The sequence below is a fragment of the Salinibacterium amurskyense genome, from assembly GCF_002797685.1.
In the GTDB taxonomy this organism is placed as follows: Bacteria; Actinomycetota; Actinomycetes; order Actinomycetales; family Microbacteriaceae; genus Rhodoglobus; species Rhodoglobus amurskyensis.
Genome location: NZ_PGFH01000002.1, coordinates 94478 through 115586 on the forward strand (window position 1 = coordinate 94478; position 21109 = coordinate 115586).

The 21109-nt window shown below is 61.8% G+C and carries 18 protein-coding genes; 12 read left to right on the forward strand and 6 right to left on the reverse strand.

Annotated features, from left to right (window positions below; all coding sequences use genetic code 11):
* Window positions 1-11: 11 nt before the first annotated feature.
* The gene (locus tag CLV85_RS09590) at window positions 12-980 is read right to left on the reverse strand and encodes an NAD-dependent epimerase/dehydratase family protein (RefSeq protein ID WP_100389416.1); all 969 of its coding nucleotides are present in this window, start codon (window positions 978-980) and stop codon (window positions 12-14) included.
* A 94-nt stretch (window positions 981-1074) separates the two neighbouring features.
* On the opposite strand from CLV85_RS09590, the gene CLV85_RS09595 reads away from it, so the two are divergent.
* Complete coding sequence (locus CLV85_RS09595) at window positions 1075-2652, forward strand: hypothetical protein (RefSeq protein ID WP_229820565.1); 1578 nt, start codon at window positions 1075-1077, stop codon at window positions 2650-2652.
* Here CLV85_RS09595 and CLV85_RS09600 read toward each other — a convergent pair.
* The 4 genes from CLV85_RS09600 to tdh all read right to left on the reverse strand — a co-directional run bounded on the left by CLV85_RS09600 (window position 2639) and on the right by tdh (window position 6809).
* The gene (locus tag CLV85_RS09600; RefSeq protein ID WP_100389417.1) at window positions 2639-3670 is read right to left on the reverse strand and encodes an NADPH:quinone reductase; all 1032 of its coding nucleotides are present in this window, start codon (window positions 3668-3670) and stop codon (window positions 2639-2641) included. The two genes, CLV85_RS09595 and CLV85_RS09600, sit on opposite strands and share 14 nt — an antisense overlap.
* A gap of 96 nt (window positions 3671-3766) precedes the next feature.
* Window positions 3767-4543 carry a GntR family transcriptional regulator gene (locus CLV85_RS09605; RefSeq protein ID WP_100389418.1) on the reverse strand — a complete coding sequence of 259 codons (777 nt, stop codon included), beginning with the start codon at window positions 4541-4543 and terminating at the stop codon, window positions 3767-3769.
* 8 nt (window positions 4544-4551) lie between these two features.
* The gene (locus CLV85_RS09610) at window positions 4552-5733 is read right to left on the reverse strand and encodes a glycine C-acetyltransferase (protein ID WP_100389419.1); all 1182 of its coding nucleotides are present in this window, start codon (window positions 5731-5733) and stop codon (window positions 4552-4554) included.
* Window positions 5734-5783: 50 nt separating this feature from the next.
* Window positions 5784-6809 carry an L-threonine 3-dehydrogenase gene (gene tdh / locus CLV85_RS09615; protein ID WP_100389420.1) on the reverse strand — a complete coding sequence of 342 codons (1026 nt, stop codon included), beginning with the start codon at window positions 6807-6809 and terminating at the stop codon, window positions 5784-5786.
* Between the two features lie 158 nt (window positions 6810-6967).
* Between tdh and CLV85_RS09620 the strand changes: the two genes are divergently transcribed.
* From CLV85_RS09620 to CLV85_RS09670, 11 genes are all read left to right on the forward strand, one after another.
* The gene (locus CLV85_RS09620; RefSeq protein ID WP_157847490.1) at window positions 6968-8200 is read left to right on the forward strand and encodes a metal-dependent hydrolase family protein; all 1233 of its coding nucleotides are present in this window, start codon (window positions 6968-6970) and stop codon (window positions 8198-8200) included.
* 143 nt (window positions 8201-8343) lie between these two features.
* Window positions 8344-9930, forward strand: coding sequence for an ABC transporter substrate-binding protein (locus CLV85_RS09625; RefSeq protein WP_100389422.1), 1587 nt, complete (start codon window positions 8344-8346; stop codon window positions 9928-9930).
* 41 nt (window positions 9931-9971) lie between these two features.
* Entirely contained in the window at window positions 9972-10967 is a 996-nt protein-coding gene (locus CLV85_RS09630; RefSeq protein ID WP_147433364.1) for an ABC transporter permease, read from the forward strand.
* Window positions 10964-11761: an ABC transporter permease gene (locus CLV85_RS09635; RefSeq protein WP_100389424.1), complete on the forward strand. Its 798-nt coding sequence runs from the start codon at window positions 10964-10966 to the stop codon at window positions 11759-11761. Before CLV85_RS09630 ends, CLV85_RS09635 begins: the two co-directional genes overlap by 4 nt.
* The gene (locus CLV85_RS09640) at window positions 11758-13560 is read left to right on the forward strand and encodes a dipeptide ABC transporter ATP-binding protein (protein WP_100389425.1); all 1803 of its coding nucleotides are present in this window, start codon (window positions 11758-11760) and stop codon (window positions 13558-13560) included. Before CLV85_RS09635 ends, CLV85_RS09640 begins: the two co-directional genes overlap by 4 nt.
* Window positions 13561-13591: 31 nt before the next feature.
* Window positions 13592-14146 (forward strand): hypothetical protein, encoded by a 555-nt coding sequence (locus tag CLV85_RS09645; RefSeq protein ID WP_147433365.1) that lies wholly within the window; start codon window positions 13592-13594, stop codon window positions 14144-14146.
* Entirely contained in the window at window positions 14143-15606 is a 1464-nt protein-coding gene (locus tag CLV85_RS09650) for a hypothetical protein (protein ID WP_100389427.1), read from the forward strand. The genes CLV85_RS09645 and CLV85_RS09650 overlap by 4 nt, the downstream gene beginning before the upstream one ends.
* Before the next feature lie 85 nt (window positions 15607-15691).
* Entirely contained in the window at window positions 15692-16774 is a 1083-nt protein-coding gene (locus CLV85_RS09655) for a nitroreductase family protein (RefSeq protein WP_100389428.1), read from the forward strand.
* Window positions 16771-17754: a lysylphosphatidylglycerol synthase domain-containing protein gene (locus tag CLV85_RS09660; RefSeq protein WP_100389429.1), complete on the forward strand. Its 984-nt coding sequence runs from the start codon at window positions 16771-16773 to the stop codon at window positions 17752-17754. Before CLV85_RS09655 ends, CLV85_RS09660 begins: the two co-directional genes overlap by 4 nt.
* A gap of 110 nt (window positions 17755-17864) precedes the next feature.
* Complete coding sequence (locus CLV85_RS09665) at window positions 17865-18818, forward strand: glycosyltransferase family 2 protein (RefSeq protein ID WP_308430453.1); 954 nt, start codon at window positions 17865-17867, stop codon at window positions 18816-18818.
* Complete coding sequence (locus CLV85_RS09670; protein WP_100389430.1) at window positions 18815-20050, forward strand: polysaccharide pyruvyl transferase family protein; 1236 nt, start codon at window positions 18815-18817, stop codon at window positions 20048-20050. Before CLV85_RS09665 ends, CLV85_RS09670 begins: the two co-directional genes overlap by 4 nt.
* A 25-nt stretch (window positions 20051-20075) precedes the next feature.
* On the opposite strand, the gene CLV85_RS09675 is transcribed toward CLV85_RS09670, so the two are convergent.
* Window positions 20076-20990: a cation diffusion facilitator family transporter gene (locus CLV85_RS09675; protein WP_100389431.1), complete on the reverse strand. Its 915-nt coding sequence runs from the start codon at window positions 20988-20990 to the stop codon at window positions 20076-20078.
* Window positions 20991-21109: the final 119 nt, after the last annotated feature.

A 21109-nucleotide genomic window follows, 5' to 3' on the forward strand; every position in this document is an offset into this window, starting at 1 on the left:
GAAATTAGTCGTCAGCGCTGAGCGTCAGAGCTGAGCGCGAGTGCTTCGTCGTGCGCGTTCAACCCGGCGGTGCGTGGGCGATCTCGGCCTCGCGCGAGTTCATCGTTCAGAGTGCGCGCAATGGTGTCGCGAAGTGGCCGTAGCGTGCCGCCCGCGGCGCGGTAGCGGGCGTTGTTCCGCTGCAGGAAGCCGGCGTCGTTTGCGGGAATCCAGAGGGGCAGTGAACGTGGTCCCGCCCAATAGTTGATCTCGTGGTCGGTGAGCCACTCGTCATCGCGCTGCTCGAAACCCTCGGTGAAGCCCGCAACGTCAGCGGTTAGCTTCATGAACTCGTCGAAGGCAACCGAAGTGCCGACGGCGTTCATCGTTCCGGTAGTCCCCTCAAGCCCGGCGTGCACTACCCACCTCGCAAGGTCGTCGACGTCGATCGCTTGCACCCAGCGGTCTGCAAGGGTCGGGGTGAGGACGCGACCACCACGGTGGAGTCGTGCTGGCCAGTAGCCGAAGCGGTCGGTGGGGTCACCGGGGCCCACGATGAGCCCCGGGCGAGGGATGAGAAGGCGCTCGCCGCGGTGGCGGCGGCTCGCTCTCTCCGCGGCGACCTTTGCGTGGGCATAGTCGGCCATGTCTGTGGGCTCGATGACTCGTGCGCGCTCGTCGGCATCCGGTTCGTCGTTGCGTTCGTAGACGGACACCGTGGAGACGAACGTCCAATGCTCAGCGCGCGAGCTTAGCGACTGTAGCGCTGACTCCACCTGCTCGGGATCCCGGGAGACCTCGATAACAGCATCCCAGTCGCCCGCCAGATCGTCGTAGGCGTCGGGCTGTGTGCGATCGGCGCGGACGAGGCGAGCGCTTTTGGGCACCGCACCAGATTCTCCGCGCGCCAAGCAGGTGACGTCGGCCCCACACTGCATTGCGGCCTGCGCAATTGATCGCCCCAGCCATCCGGTTCCGCCAAGAATCAATACGCGTCGCATGGCCCTATGCAACAGCATTCGGCAGTGCAGGTGTTACGTTTTGAGGTAAAGGTGAGCGTTGCGCGGTTTTTGGCTGCACGCTAACGAGAGCTCGATGCAGAAAGTGGGCCGGATGCGTTTCGCCGCCATCACCGCGTCTGCGCTGCGACTCTTCGTGCGTCGCTGGGCGCTGGAGGCACTGTGGCTGCTGGGAGCACTCGGGCTCGCGTTGTTCGCCGTCACCTTTCTCGCTGGCACATCAGGCCGGGGCGAGCTGATTTTTCTTGACGGCGACTCGATGATTGTTCCGCTCGTCTCGCGCTCCATTCTCGAGGGTACTGCGAGCGATTGGGCGATGTCCGCGGTGCTCTTCGTGCCCGAGACGGTGTCGTTTATCGCTCTCTCGCTGCTCGGGTGGAGTCTGCAGGAATCACAATTTCTGGCTGGCGTCCTGAACTTCGTCGGGCTCTACCTCGTTTTTCGTGTCGCTGCCGTCACCATCCTTCAGAGTTCGCGGGCAGCACTCGGTGCCACTGCCGCGTTCGCCGTGGTGTGCGTCTTAGCGTTCACCGAGGGTAACGGTGGCCGCGACAGCCCCGAACTCGCGTCACTGCTGGCAATGACGACTTACTACGCCGCGACCGATCTTGGCGCGTTACTCACTGTGGGCATTGCGCGTCGCATAATCGGCGGTTGCCCGCAGGAGCGCTCGCTCGTTATCGGCCTATTCGCCCTCGCAGCGCTCTCAACTTTCTCGAATCCGCTCTATCTGGCCTGGGCGACGGCCCCCCTCGTGGTGATCATCGTCGTCGTCGCCGTGAGCGCAGGCTGGACACGCTCAGCGCAGTGGACACTCATCTCCCTCGTGGCCGGTTCCGCATTCGGCTACCTGCTGCGCATCCCGCTAGCGCCGTGGATCGTGGCCGACCCAGATAATTACTTTCGGCCGGGCCGTTCGTGGGCATCCTTCGGCTATCACTGGGCGCTGCTGGTCGACCGACTCTCTGCGCCGGGTGGCGCTGTCGCGGTTGCTCTGGTCGTTGGCCTTACCGTCCTCGGCGTCTGGCTAACCCTGCGTTCACTGCGCCACGGAGCGACAGCATCCGCTGTCGTCGCCACATATTCGTGGTTTGCCCCGCTCGCGATTACGGTTGGCTTCATTCTGCTGGGCACCGAAGCCTCCCGTTATCTGCAGTTGTGGGCCTTCGCTCCGCCGCTCGCGCTCATTGTCTGGATTGCGGATGCCCGACTCACGAATCGCGCGCCACACTCGTATCGACGGCTGCTGGCTACTGCTGCCGTGCCCGCGCTAGTCGGCGGCATCCTGTTCGCGCTTGCCTTGCCGGCGGCCGCCCCACGAGCAACCGAGCACGACACCTCGCTCGCTTGCGCGGTGGACTGGGTGAACACATCAGGCGCGTTAGGTGCCGGTCAGTTCTGGAGTGTTCGCGCCGTCAAGACTCATGTGGATGACCCGGCTCAGCTCGTCCAGACCGATTTCGCCCTCCAGGACTATGCGTGGTTGGTCGATCGCTCAGATTTTGATCAGCGCGAGGTGTCGTTTCTGATCGTTGACGATCAGAGCGCACCATTCACTCTTCCAGTCGCAGCCGAAAAGCTGCCCTCGACCACGATCGACTGCGGCCGCTTTCAGATCATCGACTACAGCCCGGCGAGCATTACGCGACCGTAACGTCGATGAGCACCTTGCCGACGGCTCCGCTCTCGACGAGAGCGTGAGCATCCGCGGTCTGCTCCAGCGAAAAGCGGTGTAGCGGCAGGCCGGTCTCTTCGCCGATGCCGAGCGCACCATCCGCGAGTGCGATGTTGATGGTGTCGCCCGCGGCACGAATCGCGTCAATGCCCACGGTGTAGAGCAGCACGAACTGATAGCGCACGTTGAGGGCGAAGTGGCGGCGAACATTGAGCGTCACTTCGTCGCCGCCGTTGTTGGCATAGACAGAGATGGAGCCGCGGTTGCGGATGACCGCGAGGTCGAGTTCCGCATTCTGGGCGGGGGCGACTTCAACGATCTGATCGACGCCTTCGGGAGCGATCGCGCGGATCTGCTCCACAATGTCGGCGTCGGTATACGTGAGAACGTGGTGAGCGCCAGCGGCGACAGCGAGCGCTGCTTTGGTTGGTCCGCTCACGGTCGTGATCACGGTCGCACCGGCCCAACGAGCAAGCTGAATGGCGGCATGGCCGACGGCACCGGCTCCACCGGCAACGAGTACGACCTTGTCGCTGAGAGCGGTCGGATGCAGTTCGTCGGGCCCGTCTTCGGCTACCGTCAGCGCGCGATACGCGGTGATCGCGGGAACCCCCATGGTGGCGCCCTGGTCAAAGCTCGCGCTCGCCGGTAGCGCGAAAACACGTTCGGCGGGCAGCACAGCCTGCTCTTGGCTCGAGCCGCTGTTCGAGCGCTGGTAGGCCGCAAGGGCGAGCCACACGCGGTCGCCAACGCTGACATGCTGCACGTCATCGCCAACTGCTTCAACGATGCCGGCACCATCCTGGCCGGGAACAACCTCATCAAAAGGCAATGCCTGACCGGATGCCGCACCGCGCCGTGACTTCCAATCGGTCGGGTTCACCCCGCTCACGACGATCCGCACACGCACCTCTCCGGTTCCGGGTTCGAGCGTGGGCCGCTCAACCAACTGAAGTACGGAGGGGTCGCCGGTCTCGCGGTAAACAATTGCTCTCATGCCTAGGTCAACAGGGCGGCGCCCCCGCAGAATTCCGAAACTCAGAAGATCAGCATCCGAATTCCGGCTGGCGTTCGCCGCGGCACGCGAGAAAATCTAGTGCCCGGGGATCGCACTCCACGGTGCCCGCATGGTGCGCACGAAGGAGTACATCACGAGGGTGGGGTGGTGGTGTTCGAGGGCGTAGAAGATGCGCTCGCCGCTGAGGGTGACGCCGATGGTCTCCCACATCTTGGCTTCAGTGCCCTTGTCGAGCTGCAGCAGATCGGCGTACTTGTCGTCGAGCAGAGCAACGCCAGCGGTCACGATCTCCCACGCGATTCCTTCGCCCCAGAGCTTCTTAGCCGACTCGTAAACCGGGTCGGTGGGGTTGATCGGGTCGTGTTCGCCAGCGGGCAGCGGGATCGTGTATTCGGCGACCATCGCGGCTTGGTCGTCGGCGAACCAGCGCAGCACGATCTTCACGGCGCGGGTGGTGCTGAGGGGGGAAAGCAGCGGAGCGAGATCAGCGGGAAGCTCGATCATTTCGGCCGTCAACACCTCAACCGAGGGCGTGTAGCCCATGCGCGCGAGCACTTCGCCATACGAGACACTCGCCTCGAAGCGCGCGCTCAATCGCAGAGCCACCGGGTCAACGACGGTCGCGGCACCCTGGCTACGAATCACAATTCCCTGACGCTCCAACTGCGCGAGCGCCACCCGAACTTGCGGGCGGCTGCAGTTCAACCACTCGGCAAGCTTGAGCTCGCCGGGCAGCAGAAAGTTGGAGTCGCGGGCCGCTTCCCGCACATGACGAAGCACGCCACTGAGAATTCGCTCGTCTTCTGTGAGCGAACCGGTGACGATGCGGCCTTCGGGGACCGTAATTTCCATGTGCGCTCCTATGCGGCGATCGACTCTCGAGCGGCCACAAAAGCCTCAACGCAACGGCTGATGTCCTCGCTTGAGTGTCCAGCCGACAACTGTACGCGAATACGAGCTTTGCCCAACGGCACCACGGGGTACGAGAAAGCGATGACGTAGACGCCGAGCGTGAGCAGGGCATCCGCCATGGCAACAGCTTCGTGTTCGTCGGCAAACATGACCGGAATGATTGGATGCTCGCCCGGCAGTAGCGTGAACCCGGCCTCGGCCATTCCGCTGCGGAACTGTTCCGCATTCGCCTTGAGCTTGGCGCGGCTCTCGGCCCCTTCGGCCACGAGGTTGAGGGCTTCGATGGAGCCGGCGACCACCGAGGGGGCAACGGCGTTCGAGAACAGGTACGGCCGTGCGCGCTGGCGCAGCAGCTCGACGATCTCGGCGTGAGCGCTGATGTAACCACCGGATGCTCCGCCCAGCGCCTTGCCGAGCGTGCCCGAGATGATGTCGACGCGGTCGGAGACGCCACAGTGCTCGGGCGTTCCGGCTCCGGTCTCGCCGACGAAGCCGACAGCGTGCGAGTCGTCAACCATGACCATCGCGTCGTACTGCTCGGCGAGGTCGCAGATCGCTTCGAGGGGAGCGAGGTAGCCGTCCATCGAGAAGACGCCGTCGGTGACGATGAGGCGACGGCGGGCATCCTTCGCGGCAATCAGCTGCGCTTCGAGGTCGGCCATGTCCCGGTTCTTGTAGCGGTAGCGAGCCGCCTTCGAGAGGCGAACGCCGTCGATGATCGAGGCGTGGTTGAGCTCGTCCGAAATCACGGCATCCTCAGCACCGAGCAGCACCTCAAAGATGCCGCCGTTGGCGTCGAAGCACGAGGGGAAGAGGATGGTCGCCTCCATGCTCAGCAGCGCCGAAAGCCGGTTCTCGAGCTCAACGTGCTGGGTCTGAGTGCCGCAGATAAAGCGCACACTCGCCATGCCGAAGCCCCAGTCGTCGAGGGCATTCTTAGCGGCGGCCACGAGGCGCGGGTGGTTGGCGAGGCCGAGATAGTTGTTGGCGCAGAAGTTGAGAACGGGCTTTCCGCTCGCTTCCACATGCGCTGACTGCGCGGTGTCGAGCTGGCGCTCCGTCTTGTAAAGGCCAGCCGAGCGGATCTCGCTCAGGGTGTCGTTGAGTTGGTCGCGAACTGTTCCGTACATGATGTGCTCCTGAAAGTTGTGGGGTGGGCCGCTGGCGAAAGCGACGGGCGCTACGACCAGTCGATGATGACCTTGCCGCCGTTTCCGCGGCGAGCGGTCGCGAACGCTTCTTCCCACTGTTCGGCGGGGAAGCGGTCGGTGACCACGGCAGAGACATCCAAACCGGTGTGCACCATGGCGTTCATGGCGTACCAGGTCTCGAACATTTCGCGGCCGTAGATGCCCTTGATGGTGATCATGTGGGTCACGACGGTGGCCCAGTCGATGCCGATGGGTTCGGCGGGCAGGCCGAGCATCGCAATGCGGCCGCCCTGGTTCATGTTGCTGATCATCTCGGGAAGCGCGGTGGGGTGACCGCTCATTTCGAGCCCGATGTCGAAGCCCTCTTTCATGCCGAGCTGTTCTTGCGCTTCAGCGATGCGGGTCGTCGAGACGTTGATCGCGAGGTCGACGCCCATGTCGCGGGCGAGCTGCAGGCGTTCTTCATTCACGTCGGTCATCACGATGTGGCGGGCGCCAATGTGGCGAGCAACTTTCGCGGCCATAAGCCCGATTGGCCCGGCACCCGTGATGAGCACGTCTTCGCCGACCATCGGAAACGAGAGTGCGGTGTGCACGGCGTTGCCGAGGGGGTCGAAGATGGCGGCAAGCTCGGGGTCGATGTCGAGTGGATGCGCCCAGACGTTCTGTTCGGGAATCACGACGAACTCGGCGAAGGCGCCGTCGCGGTTTACACCAATGCTTGAAGTGAATTTGCAGAGGTGGCGGCGGCCGGCGCGACAGTTGCGACAGTGGCCGCATACGACGTGGCCTTCGCCGGAGACGAGGGCACCGACCTCGACCGAGGTCACTCCTTCGCCCAGCTCAACAACGTGGCCTGAGAACTCGTGGCCGGGAATGAGCGGTGCATTGATGGCGCCGGCGGCCCACGCATCCCACGATTCAATATGCAGGTCAGTGCCGCAAATCCCGGTGCGGGCAACCCTGATTTTTACCTCGCCACGACCGGGCGTTGGTTCGGGGCGTTCGGCCAATACGAGGCCTGGTCCGGCCTTGTCCTTGTAGAGGGCTTTCATCGTTGATTCCTCTCAGGCGGCGCGACATGGCGCGTGGTGTGCGCTTGTGGCGCACCTCATTCGACGTGTCCGCTGCTGTGTTTCAGGGTACCGCCACTTGTTTACAAGTGCGACTCTTCTGCTAGCGTCATACAAATCATAAGTTGAAGGAGCCATTCGTGACCGAAATATCCCAGCGCATCGAGGGAATATCGCTATGGGATGGTACGGCCGCGCACGGCATTGGTTCCCTCAGCTGGACAGGTGACCGGATCGACGCGGTAGAAACCGTGAACGACGCCACGGCCACCGACTCGGATGCCGCAACCACGGCATCCGAATACAGCGTGATTCCGGGCCTCATTGACACCCACGTTCACCTCGGCGGCTATGCCGGACCAGACAAGGTGGACTGGGTTTCGTGGCCACTCATGACGCCGTGGGAAGAACAGGTTTTCCATATCGCGGCAAACGCCCATCAGGCTGCCCGCAACGGCGTCACGACGCTGCGCGATCTCGCCGGCGACGGTCGCCAACTGGCCGTCAAGCGCGCTTTCGATCAGGGTATTCAGCAGGGCCCGCGCATTCTCGTGCACGGCCCCGTAGGCATGACGGCGGGCCACGGCGATCTCTTCATCCCGCCGCACTACCCGCACCGCACGCCCACCGCGGATAGCCCAGACGAGTGCCGCAAGCTTGTGCGCGAATACGCTCGCGCCGGTGTTGACGGCATCAAGATCTTCACCAGCGGCGGCGTTCTTTCGACCGGCGACAAGGTCGGCTGGCGCAATCAGACCACCGCCGAAATCGAGACAACCCTCGACGAAGCTCACGCTCTCGGCCTCAAGGTTGCCGCGCACAGTCACTCCACCGAGGGCAACCAGATTGCCTTGGATGCCGGAGTCGACTCCCTTGAACACGGCACCGGCATCACCGAGGAGCAATGGCCAACACTGCTCGAGCGCAACATCTCGGTGGCTCCCACGCTCATGATCAACGACGTGATTGCCGAAGCCCGCATCCCGGTCTCGGCTGAAGCGCAAGAAAAGGCGCAGGCCGTTGTGCTCGAGCGCAACACCAACTTTGCTGCCGCAGGTCGCGCCGGAGTGCGCTTCGTGCTCGGCACCGATGCCAATGGCATCTTCGTGAAATTCGGCGATCAGATGGAAGAAGTGCGTCTGATGGCCGAGATGTTTGGATGGAGCGCAGAACGTGCGCTGCAGTCCGCGACCTCGGATGCCGCCGACGCAATCGGCCTGGCAGACAAGGTCGGAACCCTCGCGGCCGGATGGGGCGCTGACTTTGTCGTGCTCAAGGGTCGTCCGTGGGAAGACATCACTCAGCTTCGTACCGAAAACATCGTCGCGGTTGTCTCGCGCGGTGTCGTCGTGTTCGGAGAACTCCCGCAGTAATCGCGTCACCAGCGTCACCAGTACGACTACCTCCAGTAGTAACCGCATCACGGCATGACCAGCACCACCAGCATCCGCATCACATTCCGCAGTACCACCGCAACGCTCACCACGTTGCGTCGACAGCACTGAAAGGACCGAGTATGAACTCCCCGAAAAACCGAGTACTTCGCTGGGGCATTGCCCCGGTCGGAGCGCTTGCCGCACTGGGCCTGTTGGCCTCTTGCGCGGCAGGGCCAGCCGCTTCGCCCAAGACGGATATCACGATGGCAGTCACGGGCGACCCCGTGTGCCTCGACCCTCAGCAGGTCACCCTCACCACCGCGCTCAACATTGGCCGCCAGGTTGTTGACTCGCTCATTGATCAGGATGCTGAAACCGGCGAACTGGTGCCGTGGCTCGCAGAGAGCTGGGAAACCAACGATGACCTCACCGAGTTCACTTTCGAACTGCGCGATGACGTCACCTTCAGCGATGAGACCGCGCTGACCGCAGACACCGTGGTCAAGAACCTCGACGCTCTCTTCGAGATGGGTTCCACCGCATCCCTCGCCTCGCAGTACCTCGCCGGTTACGAAGGCAGCACCGCTGTCGACGAGAACACGGTAACCGTGAACTTCGAGTCGTCGAACGCTCAGTTCTTGCAGGGCGCAAGCACCATCACGCTCGGCCTCGTTTCTGACGCCACCACCGAGCTCAGCCCCGAAGACCGTTGCCAGACTGTCGTCGGCACTGGTCCCTTCACGATTGACTCCTACGTGGCTAACGACTCCGTCGTGATCGCCAAGCGTGTCGGTTACGACTGGGCATCCGAACTTCGCGGCCACAGCGGTGAAGCACTCGTTGACACCGTCACGTTCCCGATCACGCCTGAGGCAGGCGTGCGCACCGGTGGACTCCAGACCGGCGAATTCGACATCATTCAGGATCTTCCTGCTGTAGATGAGACCCGCTTCGACACCGCGGACTACAACATCTACGCTCGCGGAAACCCCGGAATGCCCACGAGCCTCGTGCCCAACACCACGCGTCCCGTCGTCAGCGACGAGATCGTGCGTAAGGCAATGCTGCTCGCTACCGACCGTGCAGAAATCACCGCCCTCACCGGTTCGTCGCAGTCACAGCCCGCGTCGAGCGCGCTGAGCTCCGCTACTCCTGGCTACAGCAGCCAGGAAGACGCCATGGCCTACGACCTCGATGCAGCCACCGCGTTGCTCGACGACAACGGTTGGGTAGTCGGCTCCGACGGCATCCGCGAGAAGGACGGCCAGCGACTCACCATGAGCGTTACCGCCTTCTACGGCCAGGATGTTCTTGAGGCAACTCAGATTCAGCTCGCTAAGGCTGGCATTGACCTGCAGCTAAACATCGTGACCGCTGGAGACTTCTTCGGAGCCATCGCGACCGGTGACTACGACTTCTTGAGCGCTAGCCTTACGCGCACTGACCCCGACGTTTTGCGGGTCACGTTCTCGAAGGATGCCGTCTCGAAGTGGGCCATCATCGATGACGCTGAACTGGAATCGCTCCTCACCGAGCAGGCCAGCACGGCAGACACCACCGAGCGCACGGCACTCATCGCCGAAATTCAGGAGATGATTATTGACCGTGCGTACCTGATCCCGCTTCTCGAAGTCGCTCAGGTGCACGCCTCAACCGCCAACGTTTCTGGTCTGACCTTCGACTCGTCGTCGCGACTGATCATGTACGACGTCAGCGTCTCGGAATAACTCTCACTAGGTGATGTGACCAGCATGAAAGAGCGTCAGTCGTGACACAGGTGAAAGCCTGGGCAGGCTACTTGCTGCCCAAACTCGGACAGTTCCTGTTCGTTGTTGTGGCTACCTACACGCTCGTTTTCGTGCTGGTCCATTTCCTGCCCGGTGACCCGTTGATCGCCGCCCTTGCAGCAAAGGGCGGCGCATCAACGGTCATCGATCCCGCTGAGCTCGACGCCTTGCGCGTGCAGTACGGCCTCGACGGAACACTCTGGCAGCAGTACTTCGGCCACCTCATCGCGGCGGCTCGGGGTGACCTCGGCGTCTCCATCTCGACCGGTGTTCCCGTAACCGAGATGATCGCCCGAGCCTTCCCCTTCAGCGTGCAGATCGCCTCGCTCGCGCTGCTCTTCGGCGTCACCTCCGCCGTTCTCATCACCTTCTTGGCCTACGCCGCACCATGGCCGTGGCTACGTCAACTGCTGCTGCAGATTCCACCATTCGGGATCGCTGTGCCCGCCTTCTTGAGCGGCCTGCTGTTGATCAGCGTCTTCGCTTTCACTCTCGGCTGGCTACCCTCGGCCGGCGCTCGCAGCTTCGACGCCGCCATCCTGCCCGCGATCACCCTCGCCCTGCCCGTCGGCGCTCTCTTCTTCCAGGTCTTCTCGTCTGCCGTGCTCGAAGCCCAGAACAGTCCCTATGTCTTCACGGCCGTCGCGAAGGGTGTACCTCCGCGCCGCATCTTCACGAAGCACTTGCTGCGGAACGCACTGCTGCCCTCCATTACGATTCTCGGCTTGCTCATCGGCTACTTGGCCGGCGGAACCGCCGTCGTCGAGACCGTCTTCTCGCGAGACGGAATCGGCCGCATGACCGTCAATGCCGTGCTCGCTCGCGACATCAATGTCATCCAGGGCGTCGTACTGCTGGTGGGCGCGATCTATGCGCTCGTCAACCTGCTCGTGGATGTCGCCTACGGCTTCATTGATCCGCGAACGCGCATCGGTGGCGGGGTTCCCTCGCGCGCTCGACTGGGGGCGAAGAAGTGACCAATCTGCGCAAGCCCGGCTTCGTTCTGGGCCTCATCGTTATTGCCTTGGCAATCGTGGCTTCTCTAGCGCCTCAGTTGCTGGCGACCCACGATCCCTTCGAGTCCGTCGCGACCGACCGCCTGCTGCCGCCGAGCGCTCAGTACCTCTTCGGCACCGATAACCTCGGTCGCGATCTCTACTCGCGCGTTATTTATGGAGCTGCCCTCTCGCTGCTCTCGGCATCCCTCGCCGTCGTCGTCGGTGTAGTCGTGGGCGCCGTCGTCGGTCTCATCTCGGGCTTCGTTGGCGGTCGCACCGACTTCATCATCATGCGCTTCGTGGATGTGCTGATCGCCGTTCCCGGAGTTCTCCTCGCCCTGATCGTCGTTGCCAGTCTCGGCTTCGGCCCCGTCTCGCTCGCTCTCGGTGTTGGCCTCGGGGCCGCCGGCAGCTTCGCTCGAGTGATGCGCTCGCAAGTGCTGCGCATCCGCAGCGAAGAGTATGTCGAAGCGGCGCGTACGCTCGGCGTTCGCTCGCCCGCGATTCTCGTGCAGCACGTGCTGCCTAACGCGGCCCGCCCCGTGATCGCGATGGCGGCGCTCGAAATGGGCACCGCGATTCTCTCGGTTTCGGCTCTGACCTTCTTGGGCTTCGGCGCTCCGCCGCCCGCTCCCGAGTGGGGCGCACTCGTCTCGGCGGGCCGCGACTACGTGGCAACTAACCCCGGCCTCAGCATCATTCCGGGTGCCGTAATTCTTGTGGTCGTGCTTGCCGTAAACCGGGTCGCGCGAGCGATCGGAGGCGACGAATGATCGAGCACGGTTCTGGCGCGAAAGCAGGGTCTGGTGCGAAAGCGCCGGCAGCCACCAGCGACGCGGACGACAACATTCTCGTTGTGCGTGACCTCTACGTCTCCTACGCGACCCGCTCGGGGTCCGTGGCGGCGGTGCGCGGCATCAGCTTCGTCGTTCCGCGCGGCAAGATCGTCGCGATTGTGGGCGAATCGGGCTCGGGCAAAAGCACGACCTCGCAAGCGCTGATTCGGCGGTTGGCATCCGGTGGTCGCATCGACAGCGGCTCCATCGAGTTCGAAGGGCGCGATCTCGGCCCGATGTCGGAGCGCGAGCTGCGCTCCATTCGTGGTGGTCGTATTGGCTTCGTTCCGCAAGACCCCAGCAAGTCACTCAACCCGCTCATGCGCGTCGGCGATCAGATTGCCGAAGCGCTGCGCCTGCACCTGAAACTCGACAAGGCAGCAGCCGCTACGGAAGCCGTGCGCATCCTCGACGAGGTCGGGTTGCCCGATCCGGATGCTCGCGCCACCCAGTTTCCGCACGAACTGTCGGGCGGCATGCGCCAGCGAGTGCTCATCGGAATCGCGTGGGCCTGCAACCCCCAACTCGTTATTGCGGACGAGCCGACGAGTGCCCTCGACGTAACCGTGCAACGCCACGTGCTCGACAACATCGACGAACTCGTGCGCCGCCACAACACCTCCGTCGTTCTCGTCACCCACGACCTTGCCGTCGCCGCCGACCGTGCCGACTATGTCGCCGTCATGAGCAATGGCGAAATTGTCGAACAGGGCACTACCGAGCAAGTTCTCTCGTCGCCCACCCACGAGTACACGAAGAAACTCGTGGAATCCGCTCCGGGGTTGGCGAGCAGACGCCTCACCCCGTCATTGACGGCTCTCGGCGAACAACAACAATCGAGCGCGGGAAAGCTATTCACCCACACCCGCCGGGCGCAGCCTGCGGGCTTGGCCGCGGCATCCGGGGTTGCTGCTTCCGCCGCCAGCAACGGGGCGGATTCCGCTGAAGCCACCAACATTCTTGAAGTCTCGAACCTGGTCAAGACGTTCGCTCTGCGCCGCCAGGGTGGTGGCTCGCAAGTGTTGCGCGCCGTGGACGATGTCTCGTTCGTAGTCCCGCGCGGATCGACGTTCTCGATCGTGGGGGAGTCGGGTTCGGGCAAGACGACGACCGCGCGCATTGCGGCTCGTATTGCCTCGGCCGATTCGGGCACCGTGACCTTCGACGGCACCGATGTCACTTCGCTCTCGGGCGAAGCACTTCGCCAACTGCGCCGCCGCGTGCAGGTTGTTTATCAAAACCCTTTCGGCTCGCTTGACCCCAAAATGTCGATCGAGAAGATCATTGCTGAGCCGCTGCGCGCCTTCCGGGTGGGCGACCGCACCCACCGCGCCGAAGTCGCTCGCGAACTGCTCGAGCACGTGAGCCTCAGCCCCTCGCTTGCCCAGCGGCGCCCTACCGAGTTGTCGGGCGGTCAGCGCCAGCGCGTCGCCATCGCACGTTCACTCGCCATCGGGCCCGAGTTGATCGTGCTCGACGAGCCAGTCTCCGCTCTGGATGTCTCGGTGCAAGAGCAAATTCTGCAACTGTTGGTCGACCTTCAGGTTCAGTTCGGGCTCAGCTACCTCTTTATCTCGCATGACCTCGGGGTGATCCGCCAGATCTCTGACCACATTGCCGTGATGCGCTTCGGAAAGGTGCTCGAAGCGGGCACCGCCGGCGACGTGATGTCGAACCCGCAGCACGAGTACACGCGCGAGCTGCTCGCGGCGATCCCCGGGCAGCGCGCGGTCTAACCCTCGGATATGCGCTCTATATACTGAACCGGTGATGGGTACTGCACGGATGACGCTGGTCGGCGTGCTCGCGATTGCGATCCTTGCGAACGTCGTGCAGTTTCAATCGATCGACTCCGTCGCTCCGCAGAACTATCAGGCGGTGAACCGCAATATCAGCTCTAACATCGTCGAGATTGTGAGCCAAGATACCGCGGTCAAGAACATTTACGGACCATACTGGGCTCTCTCCGAGCACCAGCCGGATGCCGTTATCCAGCTCTCTGCGGACGACGCTGAAATCTTCCCTCTGCTGCAATTTGTTGTGATGGGTTACGGCAGGGCTGACTCTTTCTCTCTTGCCTCTGAATCGCTAGCCGACGTCACGAGCCTCGACGAATTGCTCGCTAGCCCAGCGGTCTACGCGACAACTACAGGGCTAGCGTCTGGCCACGGGCACAGTGAAGAGAATTGGCACTACATTCGTGGCGAGTGCTCCCACGATGGCCCTTCCGAGCTCGTCATCGGTCATCTGATGGACGAGACAGATCACGCTTTGGTTTTCGTCGATAGCTGCTTGTTGCCGAACGGTGGGCTGAGCGAATGATTCTCGAAGTCGTCTTTCTGCTGTCGATGGTGTTGGGTGGTTCTGCCCTCATCCAGGTCGCTGGCGCGCGTGGGCTAGGGGTTCCCGTCCTTGGCGCGGTAGCCGGGCTAGCTCTGTACCTCTGCATCGGTGCTCTCCAAGTGCTGACCCCGATCACGACCACTCCGTTGCTCACGATGATCCTCACCGCTGCGATTCCCAGCGCGCTCTGGTCGTGGCGTCGATTCCGTGGAGCAGTGCTGCCGGTGCGACCGCTGTGGGCGGGAATCATCGTCGCCGGCGTCGTTGCCGCGGTTGCACTGTTTCGCGCCTTGCCTCAAGTTGCCTGGTCCTACGACAGCCTGCAGTACCTCCTGAACGGCTCACTCATCGCGAACAACAGCATCACTATTGCGACGAGCGGCCTGCTGCCCAAACGACTCATTGGTGTTCCCGAGCTGCACGCCGCGGCCAACCTTGGCGGCGAGTACTACGTGCAGTCGATCACGCCGTTGATCTCAGTGCTGGTGTTGGCTTTGCTGTCGTGGATGTTGTGGGAGTCGTTGGCGACGCGACTCAACAAGCGTGCGCTCTTGTTGCTCATCGTCGGGGGAGCGCTCTTTCTCGTCTCGATGAACCGTTTCGTTTTTCATGCGTTTTATCTCAACGGGCACCTTCTCTTTGCGTTGCTGATGCTCGTCATTGTCGGTGGTGGCTGGATGCTCGTCTCCACTGAATCTGTCAGCAAGCCGGCCCTCATCACTGCGATGGCGTTGTCGATCGGTGCGGTTGTTTTTGTTCGCGCTGAGTCACCGATTTTGGTGTTCTTGGTGCTTCTGCCGGTGATCGTTGACCGCTCGGTGAGCCTGCTCCACAAGTCGATCCTCCTTGCAGTTCTGGGTGCTGCGACGATCGCCTGGCAGATGTTTATGGCGGCTGTGTATCGTGCCGACGGGTTGGCGGTTGAATTCTCGGTGTGGGGGTTGTTGGCTTTCGGCGTGCTGATGCTCGCGGCGATCCCGCTGCTTCGGTGGAACCTTCTGATGAAGCGCGGCCGTGTGTTGTTGCTTCTCGCCGAGGTTCTCTTGTGGGTGGCGCTGATCGTGCTGGCACTTCGGGAACCCTTGATTCTTCGTGAGAGTCTTTCCGCGACGTTCCAGAACGTCGTGATGGGCGCGGGTTCGTGGGGAGTCTCTCTAATTTTGCTCGTAGTGCTTCTGGTCGTCGCTTCGTTCGTTGCGGTGCCACACAGCGTGAATCTCCGCTTTCCGCTCACCAGTTTCGTTCCGCTTGGTTTTTTGCTGGCGTACTTGAGGGATGCGGCCTACCGGGTCGGCGACGGCGACTCGCTCAACAGAATGTGGATCCAGCTCGTTCCGGTCGCCTTGTTCTATGTGCTTATCGCGCTCGGCGTGGGGCAGTGGCGGCGCTCATCCGCGGTTTCTCACGCCAAGCCATCGTCAGTCGCTAACGAGGCATAGCAGATATAGTTACTACGGCGTTGACGCGCCTGCTCTCAGCTGAGCGGGCACGACGCCTTTTTACGTTCTGAAGTGCGGAGAGAACTTGCTCAAGAAGCTCAAAACTATCGCGACAAATCTGTTGGCGATCACGTGGATTCGAAAGACCTACGAACTCGTCAACCGCGTATTCCTTGAGACATTTGGCTCGAGTCGAATCCTGGCGCACTTCTTCTTCATGTTCGCGTTTCTGGCGTTCAACCGTGAGCAAGCGGGAGTGCTCCGTGGGCGACGCAACTACTACCGCAACAAGAACCAAGACCGCACCTCACGGGTGGAGCTTCGTCGCAACATCCACCGTCTAGAAAAGGGCATCATCATGATGCCGCGTCGCGACGTTTTCGCACGCGACTACATCACCGAGACGGTGGAGTTCTACGAGCTGGCCGCCCGCCAATGCTCTACTGACCCCAACTCGCTCGAAACTAGCGAAGTCGAATGGGCCCACAACGTGCTCACCGAGTACTTCCGCGTGAGCACCAGCTCCGATCCTGTCGTGGATGCTGCACGCAAGCGTTTCTCCGAACTCACCTACGCGCCCGCCACGATGGACAAGGTGCCGTACGCAAAGAAGAACCTCTCGGACATCAGCTACGAGCAGCTTCATGAGCTGTCGATGCAGCGTCGTTCTGTGCGTTGGTTCGAGCAGAAGGCTGTACCGCGCGAGCTGGTCGACAAGGCCCTCATCATTGGTCGTCAAGCGCCGACTGCTTGCAATCGTCTGCCCTACGAGTTCCGCGTTTTCGATGACCCGGAGATGGTCAAGACCGTTGCGGGGCTGCCGTTTGGTGCTGCTGGCTACGCCCAGAACATCCCGACCATCATCGTTGTTGTCGGCAAGCTCGAGAGCTACTTCAGCCCCCGTGACCGCCACGCGATCTACATTGATTCGTCGTTGGCGGCAATGTCGTTCATGTACGGCCTCGAGACTCTGGGCCTCAGCTCCAGCGTTATCAACTGGCCAGACTTCGAGCCGCTCGAAGCGAAGATGCAGAAGACCCTTGGTCTCGATGTGACCGACCGTGTGATCATGTTGATCGCTGTGGGATACGCCAACCCGGATGGCCTGGTGCCGTACTCGCAAAAGAAGGAACTTGATACGTTCCGCTCGTACAACCAGTTGCGATGACCTCGCCATCCTCCTCGGGCGTGCGTAAGCGCCTGCTGCGCTGGGTACTCACCGTCGTGGTGCTGTCCTTGGTGGCCGTTCTATTCTGGCGAGCACTCGCCGACAACTGGACCGAGGTTCAGGCGCAAAATCTGCAGTTCAACTGGCTCATGGTTCTTGCGGTGGTTCTCTTTGCCGTGGCGGTTCCTGTCTCTGGTTTGCTGTGGGGCGCCATCGTCAATCGCCTCAGTCCGGCGACCACGGTCACGCCGCGCGAAGCAATGGCGGTGCACTCCGCATCCTGGCTTCTCAAGTACGTTCCCGGCCAAGTCGGCTCGTTGCTCAACAAGGTGATCTGGGGCAAGAAGCGTGGCATTAGCCGCAGCATCATGGTGATCTCGTTTATCTACGAGAACGTGTTCCTTCAGGTGTCGTCGATCGTGCCCAGCGCCGCGATTTTGCTCGTGAGTGTTGGCCTCGTCATCTTCCAAGACAACCCCGTCACGGTGTTGCTGCCGATTCTGGCGCTCGTTCCACTGCTCATGGTTCTCGATCGCCGGCTCTTCCACCCGGTGCTCAACTTCGGAGCAAAGCGGATCCTCAAGCAGGAGCTTCCGCGAGAGTACTTCTTACCGCCGAAAGCGGTCAGTGGCTACCTTGTTGCGTTCGTGGCCCCGCGCATCATTAACGGCGTGGGCTTCGTCGTCGTGGCGTTGTCTTTCCTCAATGTGGAGCCAAGCGCGTGGCTTCCCTTGGCAGCAACCTATGTGCTTGCCGGCGCGATCGGCATTCTCGCGGTATTCGTTCCGAGCGGGCTGGGTGTGCGCGAAGCAGTCATTTTCGTCTTCGCCCTGCAATACATGACTCCGGCCCAGGCCGTGATCCTCTCACTCTTGTCTCGACTGCTCAGCACTGTTGCGGATGCCGTTGTTGCGTTGTTTTATGGAATGCTGACTCTGTGGCTCAAGCGCCAACCGCCTAAGCTCAGTCAGGGTGCTTAACGTGCCCCCATCAACTTTGTTTGTTCGCCACCGCAATTTAAGGTTTGCACCGCAACCTTTTCGTTTCTGGAGCTGATTTTCTCGTGAAAGTTTTTGTTCAAATTCCTTGCTTGAATGAAGAGACGACTCTTCCGATGGTGCTCGAGTCGATCCCTCGCGAGATCCCCGGTGTAGATGAACTGCACATCCTCGTGATCGACGACGGTTCGACCGACCGCACTATTGAGGTCGCGAAAGCGCACGGCGTCACCCACTTCGTGCGCCACTCGGGCAACCGCGGGCTCGCTCGTTCCTTCTCTGATGGGGTGAGCTACGCGCTTGCGCAGGGTGCCGACATCGTCGTCAACACTGATGGTGACAATCAGTACCCTCAAGATCGCATCCCCGACCTCATCGCACCGCTGATGAATGGTTCTGCCGATATCGCGATCGGTGACCGCCAAACGGCCACCATTGCGCACTTCTCGCCGTTCAAGCGTTTGCTTCAGCGTTTCGGTAGCCGCGTTGTCAACATGGCCGCCGGCACTGACGTTCCGGATGCAGCGAGCGGATTCCGAGCGTACTCGCGTGAGTCGCTGTTGCGACTCAATGTCGTTACCGAGTTCAGCTACTGCATGGAAACGATTATCCAGGCCGGTCACAAGCGCATGCGTCTCGCGAGCGTTCCCGTCGAGACGAATGCCAAGACTCGCGAGTCACGACTGTTCTCCTCCATGTGGCAACACGTGGGAGAGTCCGCTCGAGCGATCATCCGCAGCTATCTCATGTTCCGCCCGCTGGCGTTCTTCTTGCCGCTGGGCACGGGGCTTACGGTCGCGTCGCTGATTCCATTCGTTCGCTACTTGATCCTGTGGCTCTCGGGCACATCGGGCGACCACATTCAGTCGCTCATTCTGGGTGCAGCGCTACTCGTGGGCGGACTGCTGAGCTTTGCGCTCGGCCTGCTCGCTGACCTCATGCGGATCAATCGCATCTTGCTCGAAGACTCGATGGAGCGCACCAAGCGAATCGAGTTTGGTCCTGGCTACACGGCAATGAAACTGAAGGGCCAGTCGAACAAATGACCGCTCCCCACATCACCATCATTGGCTCCGCTCTCGCGGGCAACAAAGGCGCTTCGGCGATGCTCGAAAGTGCGATTCAAACGCTGAGCCCGCGCGTGCCCGGTGTTAGTTTCACTCTTCTCAGCATGTATCCCGAAGAGGATCGCGCCCAGAACGTGTACGAGAACCTCGAGATTGTGGCGGCCCAGCCGCGTCAGCTCGGCGTGACGATCAACTCGCTGGCACTGCTGTACCGCATCCTTCCGCCCCTTCGCCCGTTGCTCCGCCAACGCTCGAAGGCGATTGGCGCCTTGGCGAAGTCGCAGGTTCTTCTCGATCAGGGTGGCATCACCTTCACCGATGGCCGTGAGAAATTTTTGCTCTACAACGTGGCATCCATTCTTCCGGCGATGTTCGTCAAGACTCCCGTGTTCAAGTGCGCGCAGGCTATCGGCCCGTTCACGAATCCGGTCAACCGTCGGGCAGCACGCTTCTTCTTGCCCAAGGTGCACACGATTGTCACGCGCGGAGCTAAGACGCACGAGTTCGCTGAGGGTCTCGGTCTCACGAATCTCTTCGCGGGCGCCGATTACGCTTTCTCGTTGGAACTCGACGGCACTGAGCGTGACGAGGTTTCGAAGCAGTTCGACATGTCGTTCTTCGAGTCGGGCACCGTCGTTGGCTTGTCGCCGAGTGTTGTCCTGCAGAAGAAGGTCGATGCTCGCGATGGTGACTACATCGGGCAGACAGCCGACTTCGTCAAGCACTTGCTGGAGTCTGGCCGCAAGGTTGTTCTCCTGCCACACAGCGCCCGCGAGGGTTCCACGAAGACCCACAACAACGACTTGCCGCTGTGTCGTGAAGTTTTCGAACGCGTAGGCGCCAACGAGAACCTTCTCTTCATCGATAAAGAGTTGCCTTCGCAGCAGCTTCGCTACATCATCGGCGAATGCGATCTCTTTGTTGCGAGCCGCTTCCACGCCATGGTTTCAGCTCTGGCAATGGCGGTACCCACTCTCGTAATCGGGTGGAGCCACAAGTACCAAGAAGTGCTCGAAATGTTCGACGCCGAAGAGTGGGCGATGCCCCACAGCGAAGCTGAGTTGGGTGCGCTGGTGAAGCGTTTCGAACAGCTCGCCGAAGCACGCACCGAGGTCGCCACATCACTTCAGAAGCACTTGCCCACGGTTCGTGCGCGTTCGCTGGCGCAGGCCGATCTCATCGCCACGATTGTGACTGACCGCACGGCGTAGCCCCGTTGACCCCTCCACGCATCGCTTAGTGGTGGTGAACGTGCTCTTCGCCGATGTTGCTCTCGGGCTCGATCTGGAACGTGGAGTGCTCGATGCTGAGCTCGAAGTGTTCGGCAACGCACTTTTGTAGAGCGGGCAGCATTTCGGCGGCGTGACCGTCACGAAAGCACGAGTCATCGACGATGACGTGCGCGGTGAGCACGGGCAGATCGGATGAGATGCGGGTGATGTGCAGGTCATGCACGTCGGTGACGTGATCCATTTCCATGATGTGGGCGCGCACTGCTTCGGGGTCGATGCCCTTGGGCGTGGACTCCAAGAGCACGCCCAGGCTGGCCTTGAGCAGGATGATGGTGCGGGGCACGATCAGTAGGGCAATCAGGATGCCGACCACGGCATCCGCCTGATACCAGCCGAAGAGCGCGATCACGATGGCGCTGAGGATGACACCCACCGAGCCCAGCGCATCGTTGACGACTTCGAGAAACGCGGCCTTCATGTTGAGGTTCGAGTTGCGCCCGCTCGTGAGCACGATCATGGCGGCAAGGTTGGCGAGCAGGCCGATGATTCCGAAGATCACGAGGCTGCTGGCTTGAATCTCGGGGGGATCGAAGAGGCGGCGTACACCTTCGATGAGGGCATAGATGCCGACGGCAAACAGCAGGCTCGACTGCGCCATTGCGCTGAGAACCTCGGTGCGCTTGAGGCCCCACGAATGCTTGTTGGTGGCGGGGCGCTGCATGAGGCCGGCTGCGATCAGCGCCATGAAGAGGCCCGCAGAGTCGGTGAGCATGTGCGCGGTGTCGACGAGTAGCGCAAGGCTGCCGGTGACGATGGCGCCGATAGCCTGGGCGATGACGACGCCCACCGTGATGATAAAGGCGATCAGTAGTCGCGTGCGGTTGTTGGTGCCCGCTCCGTGGTCGTGCCCGGCGCCCATTATCGGGCTCCGATGACAGAGTTGGTCGGCAGATTCAGCGCTGGAATGCCCACAAAGGACGCGTCATTGAATCTGCTCATGCGGCGATTCTAGTTGGCCGATCTGCGGATGCCATGGCC